Source organism: Kordia sp. SMS9, from assembly GCF_003352465.1.
Taxonomy (GTDB): Bacteria; Bacteroidota; Bacteroidia; order Flavobacteriales; family Flavobacteriaceae; genus Kordia.
Genome location: NZ_CP031153.1, coordinates 1,881,355 through 1,895,056, shown reverse-complemented (window position 1 = coordinate 1,895,056; position 13,702 = coordinate 1,881,355). Strand labels below are relative to the sequence as shown.

11 protein-coding genes are annotated in these 13,702 nt (G+C 36.1%); 4 read left to right on the top strand and 7 right to left on the bottom strand.

Annotation, left to right across the window (positions count from 1 at the left end; all coding sequences use genetic code 11):
• Nucleotides 1-223 precede the first annotated feature (223 nt).
• Together KORDIASMS9_RS08195 and KORDIASMS9_RS08190 are read left to right on the top strand one after the other, a co-directional pair.
• Nucleotides 224-3,496: a DUF2723 domain-containing protein gene (locus tag KORDIASMS9_RS08195; protein ID WP_114902379.1), complete on the top strand. Its 3,273-nt coding sequence runs from the start codon at nt 224-226 to the stop codon at nt 3,494-3,496.
• Between the two features lie 18 nt (nt 3,497-3,514).
• Nucleotides 3,515-4,168 (top strand): polysaccharide deacetylase family protein, encoded by a 654-nt coding sequence (locus tag KORDIASMS9_RS08190; RefSeq protein WP_114902378.1) that lies wholly within the window; start codon nt 3,515-3,517, stop codon nt 4,166-4,168.
• On the opposite strand, the gene KORDIASMS9_RS08185 is transcribed toward KORDIASMS9_RS08190, so the two are convergent.
• The 3 genes from KORDIASMS9_RS08185 to cphA form a co-directional block, all read right to left on the bottom strand.
• Entirely contained in the window at nt 4,165-4,461 is a 297-nt protein-coding gene (locus KORDIASMS9_RS08185) for a co-chaperone YbbN (RefSeq protein ID WP_114902377.1), read from the bottom strand. The two genes, KORDIASMS9_RS08190 and KORDIASMS9_RS08185, sit on opposite strands and share 4 nt — an antisense overlap.
• 88 nt (nt 4,462-4,549) lie before the next feature.
• The gene (locus KORDIASMS9_RS08180; protein ID WP_114902376.1) at nt 4,550-5,848 is read right to left on the bottom strand and encodes a metallophosphoesterase; all 1,299 of its coding nucleotides are present in this window, start codon (nt 5,846-5,848) and stop codon (nt 4,550-4,552) included.
• A 175-nt stretch (nt 5,849-6,023) separates the two neighbouring features.
• A complete protein-coding gene (gene cphA, locus KORDIASMS9_RS08175) occupies nt 6,024-8,678 on the bottom strand; it encodes a cyanophycin synthetase (RefSeq protein ID WP_114902375.1) in 2,655 nt (884 codons plus the stop codon).
• Between the two features lie 185 nt (nt 8,679-8,863).
• Between cphA and KORDIASMS9_RS08170 the strand changes: the two genes are divergently transcribed.
• A complete protein-coding gene (locus KORDIASMS9_RS08170; RefSeq protein ID WP_114902374.1) occupies nt 8,864-9,727 on the top strand; it encodes a cyanophycinase in 864 nt (287 codons plus the stop codon).
• 499 nt (nt 9,728-10,226) lie between these two features.
• Here KORDIASMS9_RS08170 and KORDIASMS9_RS08160 read toward each other — a convergent pair whose 3' ends face one another.
• Together KORDIASMS9_RS08160 and KORDIASMS9_RS23145 are read right to left on the bottom strand one after the other, a co-directional pair.
• A complete protein-coding gene (locus KORDIASMS9_RS08160) occupies nt 10,227-11,156 on the bottom strand; it encodes an isoaspartyl peptidase/L-asparaginase family protein (protein WP_114902372.1) in 930 nt (309 codons plus the stop codon).
• Nucleotides 11,157-11,559: 403 nt separating this feature from the next.
• The gene (locus KORDIASMS9_RS23145; protein ID WP_162819827.1) at nt 11,560-11,715 is read right to left on the bottom strand and encodes a hypothetical protein; all 156 of its coding nucleotides are present in this window, start codon (nt 11,713-11,715) and stop codon (nt 11,560-11,562) included.
• 138 nt (nt 11,716-11,853) lie between these two features.
• Here KORDIASMS9_RS23145 and KORDIASMS9_RS08155 point away from each other — a divergent pair, with 138 nt between their 5' ends.
• Nucleotides 11,854-12,645, top strand: a complete 792-nt coding sequence (locus KORDIASMS9_RS08155) for a hypothetical protein (RefSeq protein WP_114902371.1) — start codon at nt 11,854-11,856, stop codon at nt 12,643-12,645.
• Nucleotides 12,646-12,697: 52 nt separating this feature from the next.
• Here KORDIASMS9_RS08155 and KORDIASMS9_RS08150 read toward each other — a convergent pair whose 3' ends face one another.
• Both KORDIASMS9_RS08150 and KORDIASMS9_RS23140 read right to left on the bottom strand, forming a co-directional pair.
• Complete coding sequence (locus KORDIASMS9_RS08150) at nt 12,698-12,892, bottom strand: hypothetical protein (RefSeq protein WP_114902370.1); 195 nt, start codon at nt 12,890-12,892, stop codon at nt 12,698-12,700.
• A gap of 405 nt (nt 12,893-13,297) precedes the next feature.
• Complete coding sequence (locus KORDIASMS9_RS23140) at nt 13,298-13,459, bottom strand: hypothetical protein (protein WP_162819826.1); 162 nt, start codon at nt 13,457-13,459, stop codon at nt 13,298-13,300.
• Nucleotides 13,460-13,702: the final 243 nt, after the last annotated feature.

Genomic DNA, 13,702 nt, shown 5'->3' with positions numbered 1-13,702 from the left:
ACAAACTTTGACAAGTGCAAATATTTTTTTCATTTATTTTCATGAAATGAGCCATAATAATAATGTCAATACCTACCGATTTGATTATTGGCGAATTTCATCTAGTAGAATTCATAGTACAGTATATAAACAGAAGAAAATGATTCTTAACGTTTTCCAAAAAAATACCAGTCTTATGTGATAAATTCTTAAATTCGCCGTTAGTCTTATTAAAAGAAATTACATGACTTCTCTGAACTTTAATAAATGGAACACGATCTTAGGATGGGTGGTTTTTCTTATAGCACTTATTACATTTAGCTTAACGGTTGAACCTACCGCAAGTTATTGGGATTGTGCCGAGTACATTGCAACTTCCGCTAAGCTTCAAATTGGACATCCGCCAGGAGCCCCTTTTTACCAAATGATGGGTGCCATTTTTGCCACATTTGCTTCTGCTCCAGAACAGGTTGCCAAAATGGTGAATTATCTTTCGGTATTCTCTAGCGCATTTACCATATTATTTATGTTTTGGTCCATTACAAATTTAGTCCGCAAAATGGCGTTGCTAAAGAAAAGTAATGATGAAACGGCTACCGAATTTACAATGGGAAAGAAAATCGCAGTATTGGGAAGTGGATTGGTAGGTTCGTTAGCATTTACATTTTCAGATAGTTTTTGGTTCAGTGCGGTTGAAGCAGAAGTATACGCAATGGCAATTTGCATTATGTCGCTTATGTTTTGGTTGGCTTTGCGTTGGGCAGACGAAATGCACACACCACGCGGAAATAAATGGCTCATTTTAATTTCATTAATCGTAGGACTATCTTTTGGAGTTCACTTTATGGGATTATTGACCATTCCTGCGATTGGAATGATTTACTTTTTCAAAAATTACAAAGTAGTTACGATTAAAAACTTCATTATTGCAAATGTAATTTCGGTAGGAGTTTTACTATTTATCTTCAAATTATTATTACCAAATGCGTTGCGCTTATTTGGATACTTGGAAGTTTTCTTTGTAAATACGTTTGGAATGCCATTCAATTCGGGCTCAATCATTGCTGCCATCTTAGTAATCGGTGCTTTTTATTACGGATTGAATTATACACGAAAGAAAAATTTACCTATCATAAATACGATCATTTTATGTACGGTATTTGTGTTGATTGGATTTTCAACATGGTTGATGATTCCGATTCGTGCAAACGCAAATACAGTGATCAATGAAAATAACCCGTCGGATGCGCGTTCATTATTAGCATATTACAACTTAGAACAATATCCAGAAACGCGTTTGTTGTACGGACCAATGTATACAGATATTTATGGCGGATTGGATGCAGAACAACCATATATAGACGACAAACCAAAATACGAACGCGATTATACGCTTGGAAAATATGTAATTGTCAATCAGTGGAAAGGTGCCAAACAAAATTCTGATAGCAATCATAGAGGATTTTTACCACGAATGTGGAGTTCCGAACATGCAGAAAACTACATGGAATTTACGGGAATACTCGATTTTGACATCAATCCAAGATACAGCTTTGACAAACGCGCGGTACAATTGGTGGATACACTCAAAGCAAATGTTGACCAAGGGTTGGTTTCTCCTGAAAGATTTATAAAAATTGTCAGAGAATACGGAGACTTAATCAATGTGAAGCCGCCTTCATTACTAGACAACCTTGACTATATGATTTATTACCAAATGGGATACATGTACTGGCGTTATTTCATGTGGAACTTTGTTGGAAGACAAGATGATATTCAAGGAAAACTAGACAATCACGGAAATTGGATTAGCGGAATTAAGCTTATTGACGAAATACATCTTGGGAAATCACAAGACAATCTTCCATCGGATGTACTAAATAACAAAGCCCGAAACACCTATTATTTCTTACCATTACTTTTTGGAATTTTCGGATTTGTATTTTTACTAACACGCGGACAAAAACAATTTTGGGTACTGTTTGTTTTCTTCATGTTTACAGGATTAGCCTTAAAAATATACTTAAACGAACGCCCTTTTGAACCACGAGAACGAGATTATGCACTCGTCGGTTCCTTTTACGTATTTGCCATGTGGATTGGATATGGAGTCTATGCACTCTATGACAGCGTACGATCGTATGTAGCCAACCGAACTGCCGTTGCAGGATTCATTACGGTAGTTGCATTGTTGGCAGTTCCTGTATTAATGGCTAGTCAAAACTGGGACGATCACGACAGATCCAACCGTTATACAGCACAATCTACGGCAAAAGCGTACTTAAATTCTATTCAAGAAGATGTAGGTGCCATGATTTTTACCATTGGTGACAATGACACCTTTGCACTTTGGTATGCACAAGATATTGAAGGTTACCGAACTGATGTGCGAACCATTAATACAAGTCTCCTTGGAACAGATTGGTATATTGATCAAATGAAACGCAAAGCGTATGAAAGCGAAGCGGTTCCTTCCGAGATGACACACGACAAATACAAACACGGAACTCGAAATTACCTGAAATATGAAGAACATCCTGCGGTTGCTGACAGTACCGTTTGGGAATTGGACCGTTTTATGGATTGGGTATTGAGTGACAGAAAGGAATCAAAATATGGCTATTTAATTGACAATGTATATCAAAGACCTGATTATGAAATTCCAGACAGCCAACGTAATGTTGTCTATTATCCTGTGAATAAAATACGCGTTCCTGTCAATAAAGAAAATGCAAAAATGTATGTCGATCCCAAAGATCATGATAAAATTGTAGACTATATTGAGATTGAATTGCCAAAATCTGCCATCTACAAAAACAACTTGATGATGCTCGATATTTTGAATCAAAACGACTGGAAACGCCCTATTTATTTTACAGGTGGAAGTTTTGACAAAGCCGAGTACATTTGGATGAAAGATTATTTACAACTTGACGGCTTGGTGTACAAATTAATTCCTGTGAAAACAGAAACACCAGACGAATTGGACATGGGACAAGTAAATTCGAAGCTCATGTATAAAAACGTCATGAAATGGGATTGGGGAAATTCTGGAAGCGATGATATATATCACGATCCGCAAACACGCCGTCAAAGTATTTCGTACCGATTGAATCTTGCAAAATTAGTAGAACAACTAATTATAGAGGGAGAAAATGAAAAAGCAGAAAACGTAATTGATTTGATATTTGAAAAAATGCCCGTGAAATATTTTGATTTTTACGGATTAAACGAACCTTTTATTGACGGTTATTTTAAAATTGGAAAAATTGAAAAAGCAACAGAACAGTATAACTTAGTTCGCACAAAATATCTTGAATATTTAGACTATCACAAGCAAACACCTATTTCTCAACAATATGCTGATCTTGAAGACATTTTCTATAACCTAGAAAAGTATAAAAGCTTAATTCAGCTCTTAGAAATCAACGATCAAACCAAACTTCTAGAACAAGAAATGGAAGTTTTCAATACGTATGCTGAAAAATTTGGACCGCTCTTTAGTGAATATGAGTAGTCAACAAAATCTACTCGTATGAAACTGTACACAGCCAAAACTCCCAAATTTGTAACATGGTTATTTCCAGCGCTCATTTGGGAGTTTTCGGTTGAAAAAAAACAACTCTTCCTTACCTTTGATGATGGACCAATTCCTGAAGTGACGCCTTGGGTTTTGGAGCAGCTTTCACAATACAATGCAAAAGCTACCTTTTTTTGTATTGGCGATAATATTCAGAAACATCCCAAAATATTTGAACAACTCGTCAATGAAGGTCATACGATTGGCAATCATACACAACAGCATGTCAATGGCTGGAAAGTTTCAAAAGTGCAGTACATTTCAAACACAATTCAAGCAGAAGAAACCATCCAGAAACACTTGAAAAAATCTACGGAAGTGAACCCAAAACTATTCCGTCCACCGTATGGAAAACTAACTCCTCAACTTTGTAAAAGACTTCAAAAGTTAGATTATAAAATTATCATGTGGGATGTGTTGAGTGGTGATTTTGATACCGATTTATCACCTGAAAAATGTCTCTCTAATGTATTAGAAAATACAGAAACGGGAAGTATCGTGGTATTTCACGATAGTTTAAAAGCCTTTGAAAAATTGAAATACACACTTCCGAAAGTGCTGCAACACTTCCATGAACAAGGCTATACGTTTGAACGAATAACGATTTAAACGTGTTCGGAAATCAATCCGATTAAAGTATTGGCATCTTGCTCTCCGCTTTGTCTCCACACCATTTCTCCACCTTTGTAGATCATCAAAGTTGGAAGTCCTTTAACGCGCAGTGCCTCTGCTAATTCTTTATTTTTATCCACGTCTATTTTAATCACTTTGGCTTTGTCGCCAAGGGCTGCCGCTACATCACGTAACACAGCGTGCATTGCTTTGGATTGCTCATTCCATTCTGTATAAAAATCGAGCAGAATTGGAATATTTGCACTAATTAAGTCACCAAACTTAGACATAAGCAAATGTTTTTATTTTTATGGAATTACTATGTTTTTAACTGAAAAATTAATAATTCGCTGTTACAAATGTACTATTTTCTTGCGATTATGCCACTTTCTCGCGTTTTTTCAATTCGATTACGGTAATTTCTGGCCAAATTCCGACGCGTCCAGGAAACGCCAATACGCCAAATCCGCGGTTGACATGCAAGTATTTTCCGGCTTCTTCATACAAACCTGCCCAACGTGGATATCTATATTTTACAGGACTCCATTTAAAATTTAAAAACGGAATTTCTATCCCAAATTGCATTCCGTGTGTGTGACCTGCTAGTGTCAATTGAATTTTCTTTTCAAAATTTATGATATTCGGTTCGTCGGTAATGACATTCGGATCTTCTTTTTCGCGTTTGCGAATTTCCATTTCCTTATAATCAAAGTGAGAAGGATCATGCGACAGCAACACATTAAATTCTCCATCTTCAACATTTTGTGCCGCTTTTCGTAAGCTTCCTTTTTTTGGAAAATGACCAGAAGCACCCCAATTTTCAACACCTAAAATATTTAGTTTTTCTCCGTTGCGTTCAATGGTTTTTTTATCGTTCAACAATAAATTAAAACCAATAGCCTCATGTACTTTTTCTATTTTTTTGTGATTTTCTTCAATTTCTGCTTTCGTATCGTACGCATAAAACCCATAATCGTGATTTCCCAACACAGAATACAAACCGTCTTTCGCTTTCATGCGTTTAAAGGTATCTATCCAAGGATGCATTTCTTCCGCCACAGCATTGACAATATCGCCAGTAAATAAAATGACATCACTTTGTTGTTTGTTGATGAGATCAACCGCGTATTCTACTTTTTCTTTATTGTCAAAACTTCCAGCGTGGATGTCTGAAATTTGCGTAAGTGTATAACCGTCAAACGCCGCTGGTAAGTCGTCAAAAAACATCGTATGCTTGATCACTCTGAAATCATACCTTCCTTTAAAAACACCGTATAAAAATCCTGCAAAAGGAAGCGCGGCAATTCCGAGTGCGATTTGACTGATAAATTTTCTTCTGCCTGGCAACGCTTCCGAAACCGTCATTCCACTATGCTGAAAATAATTGAACAACCCTGTGAAGAATCGTAAAATATCTTCTATAAATAAAATAGCGAGTATGAATAATTTAGGAACTGTGAGCGTAAGCAACAAAGCAATGGCATATCCTGTACTCAAACTAAAGCGTCCAGCGCGTTGTGTAATGCTCATTTGGTAAAAAAAAACAGCATACACAGCAACCATAAATACCCAGAAACCAATCAAAATAAATTTGTTACTGGTTAAAGTTCGAATGGAAAAGAAAGTATAGAGTTCTAGAATGAATAATAAAAAGATGGGAATAATGAATCGCAACATTAAAGTATTTTTAACAAATTTAATTCTTATACCGCGAAGACGTTTTGCCTTTAGAGGAATTTTAACATTCTACAGCGTTCATAAAAAACTGTCTAGAAAGTTTTTACAAACGCCATGCTGAATCAAGTTCAGCATGGCGTTTGTAAAAACTTTTTAGAATTCAGCTTCTATAGTTTTACCCCAAATTCGGAATGTCGTCAGGCGTAAAATCGTATAATTCGTTTGATTCTTCTTCTTTTAGTTTTTTGACTAAGTCTAACGCATCAGGAACCACATCGCTGCAAAGCACAATCAATGCGCCTTTTTGGGCATTTCTTACGGCGTGCATAATGGCTTCACTTTCAGATGGAATGATGGTTGTTTTTTTGTTAGGATCGTGCATTTTAATTCCATCATCCAACATCTTGATCAATTCCTCTTCCGTTTTCCCGCGTAAGCGTTTGTCTTGACGAATAATGACTTCATCAAACATTTCTGCTGCCAAAGCACCCATTTCGTTGTTATCTTCTACGCGTCGATCGCCAATTCCTGCGATGATTCCGACTTTTACAGAAGCATTCAAATTGTCAACAAACTGTTTCAACGCGCGCATTCCTGCTGGATTGTGTGCATAATCGACCAAAATTTGGAAGTTTTTGAATTTGAAAAGATTCAATCGTCCTGGCGTTTGTGATGCGGATGGAATAAACGTTTCCAACGCCACTTTCATGTCTTCGAGGGTAAAGCCTTTTAAATACGCTGTAATGACCGCTGGCAATACATTTTGAATCATAAACGTTGCTTTGCCACCAAACGTTAACGGTACATTGACTGCTTTGATAACGCGCATTTTCCATTCGCCTCTACATAAGGTAATGTATCCGTTTTCATAAATTGCCGAAATTCCACCACGTTTTTGCATGGCTTTGATATGCGGATTGTTTTCATCGAGCGAAAATAACGCCACATTGCAATCTACATTTTTGCGCATAGCATAGACTAATTCGTCGTCTGCATTTAAAATGGCTGTTCCGTCTGGCAATACTGTTTCTGGAATCACGCCTTTTACTTTGGCTAATTGTTCTATGGTATGAATTCCTTTCAAACCTAAATGATCGGCAGCAACATTCGTGACAATTCCAATATCACAATTTTTAAATCCTAACCCTGCGCGCAACAATCCGCCACGAGCGCATTCCAATACGGCAAAATTTACGGTAGGATCTCTCAATACAAATTCTGTACTTGACGGACCTGTGCAATCACCTGTCATCAACAATCTATTTTGAATGTACACACCATCACTCGTTGTATATCCCACTTTGTAGCCTTTCATTTTTGCCATGTGTGCAATGAGACGTGTCGTGGTGGTTTTTCCATTGGTTCCTGTAATCGCCACAATTGGAATTCGCGAGGTTGATCCTGGCGGAAATAATTTATCAATTACCGGAGCGGCAACATTTCTTGGCAATCCTTCGGTGGGTGCTAAGTGCATACGGAATCCTGGACCTGCATTTACTTCTAAGACAGCGCCACCTGTTTCTGAAAGTGGTTTGCTAATGTCGGAAGTCATCACGTCAATTCCACAAATATCTAAGTCGATAATTTTTGAAATACGTTCTGCCATAAATACATTGGCTGGATGTACCATATCGGTTACATCTTCGGCTGTTCCTCCTGTACTGAGATTGGCAGTATCTTTTAATAACATTACTTCGTCTTTTTCTAAGACCGTCTCCAACGTATAGCCTTTGGCAGCAATCAAGGTTTCTGTGAGATTGTTTACTTTGATCATCGTCAATACTTTTTCATGACCATATCCTCTGCGTTCATCTTTATTCACCTCATCAATCAGTTCTTGAATCGTGGATTTTCCATCGCCAACCACATGTGCAGGTGTACGTTTTGCCGCAGCCACCAATTTGTTATTGATCACAAGTAAACGATAATCGTCTCCTGTAATGTATTTTTCTACAATGACTGATCGTGAGATTTCTTGCGCCGCTTTAAAAGCTACCAACGCTTCTTCATACGTATTGATATCCACCGTAATTCCACGCCCGTGATTTCCGTTGATCGGTTTTATTACTAATGGATAGCCTACATAACGACAGGCGCCTTCTAAACTACGTTCGCGACGAATGATATCACCACGCGGCACTTCTACTTCGGCTTGTTCTAGTAAGTATTTAGTATCTTCTTTATCGCAAGCAATTTCTACACCGATATTACTCGTTTCGCTAGTTACCGTTGCCTGAATACGTTTTTGGTTGGCACCATATCCTAATTGACAGAGTGAATATTTGTTCAAGCGAATCCACGGAATGCCTCTGCTTGCCGCTTCTTCTACAATAGAACCTGTACTTGGTCCTAAACGTGCTTCTTCACGAATTTCGCGCATTTCTTGAATGTCAGCTGCCAAATCGTATGCTGAACCTGAAATTAAGGCTTCACAAATACTTACTGCTGATTTTGCCGCAAAACGCCCTACTTTTTCTTCCATATAAGAAAATACGACATTGTACACACCTTCTTCTCCATAACCGCGCGTTCTTCCAAACCCAGTGTCCATTCCCGCCAAGGTTTGTATTTCTAACGCAATATGTTCAATGACGTGTCCCATCCAAGTACCATCATCGACACGCATAAAAAAGCCACCTTCGCAACCTTCTGAACAGCGATGCGAATACATGGAAGGAAACATTGCTTTGAGTCGGTCTCCAAAACCGTCTACTTTATTCGTTGGATACTCTTCCATTTCTTGCAAATCGAGCACCATTACGATTAATTTATGTCTTCTAACAGACCAATAATTAGGCCCGCGCATTGCGTTTATACTTCTTATTTCCATGTGTTATCTTAGTTTGGTTGGTTCATAACAACTTGTTTTATCACAAGTACAGTGATAAATATAGAAAAATTTCACAGATAATGAGTCCATTTACGCATTCTATCTACTTGAATTAAGATTACTTTAAAAAAAGAGCAAGACACCGAAAATTATTTTACTTTTGCAGTCACAAAAATCACAAGAACATGCAGCAGGTCAAAGGAATATTGATTCCCATTGGAGGAAATGAAGATAAAGGTATTGAAGAAGATGAAATGTACACGCTAGAGTTTATTGACGATGGAATTTTGTTTCACGTTGTAAAAGAAGCTGGTGGTGTGGATGCTAAAATTGTGGTGATTCCGACGGCTTCCAGCATTCCTGTTGAAGTTGGCGAAAATTATTTGACAGCTTTTGCTACTTTGGGTTGTACCGATGTAACGGTGTTGGACATCCGAAGTAAAGAAGATTCGGAAAAAGCAACTGCGATTGAATTGATTCAAACGGCAAACTGCATTATGTTTTCTGGCGGAGATCAGTCTAAAATTGCGGATAAAATTGGCGGAACTACGATTCACGCAATCATGTCAGAACGGTATCGAAACGAAGAAGGTTTTGTGATTGCAGGAACCAGTGCTGGAGCGATGGCAATGGCAAACGAAATGATTGCTGGCGGAAGTGCTTCTGAATCGTTTATAAAAGGTGCAGTACGCATGTATAAAGGATTGAGTTTGATTCCCGAGCTGGTAATTGACACGCATTTTATTCGAAGAGGACGTTTTGGGCGTCAGTCGGAAGCAGTGGCAAAATTTCCAAATTTGATCGGAATTGGCTTGGCAGAAGATACGGGAATGATTATTAAAAACGGAAACGATTGCACCGTGATTGGTTCTGGAATGGTCATTGTTTTTGATGGCGCAACCCTAACACATAACAACGAAAAAGTACTGAAAGAAGGCACTCCGATGACAATGACAAATATGACGATTCATGTATTGTCTAATGGAGATCAGTTTGATATTCAAAATAGAAAAGTAACGGTATTGCCGATTGAAGCACCATTTATTTAGACTCGTTCCCGCTAGGCGAGAATCTTTTAGACCGTTTCGGTTTTAGACTTATTACTACAAAGTCGGGGATTTCTTAGATTGTTTGATTCGATTCCTTGGAAAATAAATATTCTAATAGAATTCACTCTTAAAAATAACAAAAGCACTACAGAATAGTGCTTTCATTTTTTGTGTTTTTATGGTCTAGCAGCGTATTTAACAACTAACACATTGTCCATTTTGAATAGTGCCTGAAATAATAATACTACCTGATTTGATTACAAAAGCACATCTTCCACCTTCAGGGCAATTAACATCTTCACATAAATAAGGACTCCTACTCAGACATCCAAATTTCATTTTGTCTTGTTCTGATTTACTTAACTTTCTAATTCCACTGGTGTTCATAATTTTCTTTAACATAGCTTTTAATATATTTGGTTAATAATATTAATCTATAAAAAAAATAGAATTAAAAAGTAGTAAAAACAATACATTTTGTAAGTTTAAACCTTCTTTTTTATTTATAAATAGCTACTTCTTCTGCTCCATTTGAAGATTTACACGCTCTGTACATGCCTTCCGTATTAAATGGCATGGCAATGTTTCCTTGTGCATCTACTGCGATGAGTCCGCCATCGCCACCGAGTTTTAAAATGCGTTCGTTAATTACGGTATTCGCTGCTTTTTCAAGTGAATATTCTTTAAATTCCATCAAACTAGAAACATCATACGCCACCACGCCACGAATAAAATATTCGCCGCTTCCTGTACAAGAAACTGCACAGGTTTCATTATTTGCATAGTTTCCTGCACCAATCATTGGAGAATCGCCTACACGACCAAAACGCTTGTTGGTCATTCCGCCTGTTGAAGTTGCCGCAGCAATATTTCCATCTTGATCGCAAGCAACAGCGCCAACAGTTCCAAATTTTGAGTCTTTTTTAAGCGAATGATCTAACTGGAACGTATCCGTATCTTTGATTTCTTGCCATTGATTGTATCGAAGTTCATCGTAAAAGTACGATGGATCTTCCAATTCGTAATTGTGCATCTTTGCAAAAAACATGGCACCTTCACCCGCCATGAATACATGTTCACTTTTGTCCATGACATCACGCGCTAAAGACACTGGGTTTTTGATACCCGTAATTAACGAAACAGCACCTGCATTCAGGTGTTTACCTTCCATGATTGCTGCGTCCATTTCATGGGTTCCTTCTGCTGTAAACACACTTCCTTTGCCCGCGTTGAATAAATGTGAATCTTCCAATAATTTTACAGCTTCTTCTACCGCTTCTACAGAAGATTTTCCTGCTTCTAGTAATTTGTAACCTGCATCCAGCGCTTTTTGTAGTGCTGCTTTGTATTGCGCTTCTAATGTTGGCGTCATCATTCCTTTGACTAAAGTTCCTGCGCCTCCATGAATGGCAATTGAGATCTTTTGCATTTCGCTTTGTATTTAGTGGCGCAAAATTACGAATTTGTATGCATCTACAGCACAAAATTTAGCAAACTATCTCAAAATATTCTAAGAGATATAAAACGTTAAAGCAAAAAAAAGCGAACCGAAGTTCGCTTACAGATTATTGTGCTTTACATAATGCTGGAGTACAGGAATTACCACATGCGGAATCACATTGAGATCGAGACATCCCTCCTTTTAATGCTTCATTTTTAAAATTTGAAATTGACTTTTTGTTAAGATTTAACAATCTAAGATTTCTTTTTTTCATGATATAAATTTACTAGTTAATAATATTTAAATATAAGAAAATGAACATAATAGTACAACACTTATAATAAAATGAGCAGCGAACCGAAGTCGCTATATTAAATTGTCTAGTGAAATTTTAATCAAATTGGCATTCTCTAAACGATGTAGGGTAACTAGATGTTTGTCCGCCGCAAGATTGATGACCTGATGCTCCACCAGTTACTTCAACGGCTTTAAAATTAGAAATAGGCTTTTTATTAAGCATTAACGATTTAAGGTTTTTTCTCTTCATGAGTATATAATTTAAAAGTTAATAACCAATAAACCTACAAAATGAAATTAGCAACCACTTACAGAAAAACCGTAATTAACATATAATTATCATAGAAATTTGTAGCTTTATTCCGTAACTAATATTTCAACTATGTCTATGAAAAGTTATTTGTTTTGTAGCGTCTTCATTTTTTTAATTTTTACAAGTTGTGCTCCTTCTTTTAATTTTGAAAAAGAACGCGAAAACATTCTGACATCTTTAGGTAAATTATCAAGCCCAGAAAAAAGAGTGGATATTTTTTATCCAGATTCTTTTAATAAAGATAGTCTCAAAAATATACTTAAAGAAAATAAAGATCTTCTTGATGTGATACAAGCTGGTTCGGAAAAGTCAACTGTGAAAATTAATAATGTCAGTTCAGCAATTACAATACAAAATCGCCTTTTTAGAATTGTAAATGCTACAGAAACATCCAAATTGAATTTAAAACACTACATGCTTAGCGTAAAGGAATTGAAACAAAGTTTAGACAACAACCTTATCAATTATGTAGAAAATGATCACATCTTAACCATCACTAAAGATTCTGATTTTATAGCTATTTATCATGGAAATTCGTGGGAATATTTCAATTTTAATGTGTCTATGATGTATCATGCGTACGGTTTAGTAGATACTAAAAAGTTAGTAAAACTGTATTACGATGAAGTTTTTATTCCTGCTGAAGAAAAGTGGGATGCAGAAAGTATTCGAGATTTTAAAGAAATATATGGAGAAAACAAAGATTTACCTCAATATAAAAACTTAGATTTTGATGCCTATTGTGATTGCTTAATTCGTCATGAAGAAAAGCTAGAGCCTGAAAAAATTCTTGAAACAAATTATTATGAAAGTGATACTCGTTTAAATGTCATTTATCAATGTAGAATTTTAACCACGCGCGAATAATTCCCCCCAAAAAAAGAGGGAATTAAAAAGCATAAAGATCAATGCCAAGTGTTTAACACGGATCGCATTCTGATTGATATGTATTTCCTTTACACCAACCATCTCTATTGGTAAAAAAGTCACATATAGAAGTTGGCGTAAACTGACAAGGCGCATACCCTGTTTGATTTGCTCCACCTTTAGGAATCTCAAAATTAGAAATTGATACTTTTTTGAGTTGTAGTGATTTTAAATTTCTTTTTTTCATAAGATTTGAATTAAAATTAGTAATACTCGAAAGTACAATGAGGAAGAAAGAAAAAATAATAAGTTATATGACGATTCCGTGAATTATTGGAAAGTGTTACTCTTAAAATGTAACCATTCCTATTTTTATTCAAGATGCTAGTGAATATTCTTAATGAACTTATCTTGACTTTTCATATAACCGAAAATAAGAAGAAATTTGTTCAAATGCGACACTTTTTGCAAGTCATAGCAGCAATACATTTAAAAAAAGCAAAAATATAGACGAATTTATTCCATTTTTTAGGGAATAGGTAAAATCAAGATGAGTTCTATATTTGAATTTCCATAAAGCCTTTGATCTGTGACGATAAAAAACACTAAAAGAAGCCGTTTCAATAAGTTTTGAAACGGCTTCTTAAAAATACTATTCTAAATCCATTGGATAGTTGGCAACAAAATCTCCATTTGCGTTGTAAACACTAATAGTTCCATCTGAATTACACTGTCCCCACCAACCATCAGGAAGATCTCCGCCTGAAATTAATTGTAAATTCTTAACTTCAAACTTTTTAAATTTTTCTAACATAATAATTTGATTTTAATATTAATAATGATCAAATGAATGTATAATTCGGCAGAAACAAAAGAGAGATAAACTTAAATTAGATGATTTAAGCATGCACAAAAAAATCTAAAACTCTGACATACAAAATGTTTCACATTAGAGTTTTTGTCTTATTGTGATTTTAATATTTTTAATGGCTAGACTTTAGAAAGCTACGATTTTTTCACTCTGCGGGAATAATTTGTCAATTTCTCATAGAATCTT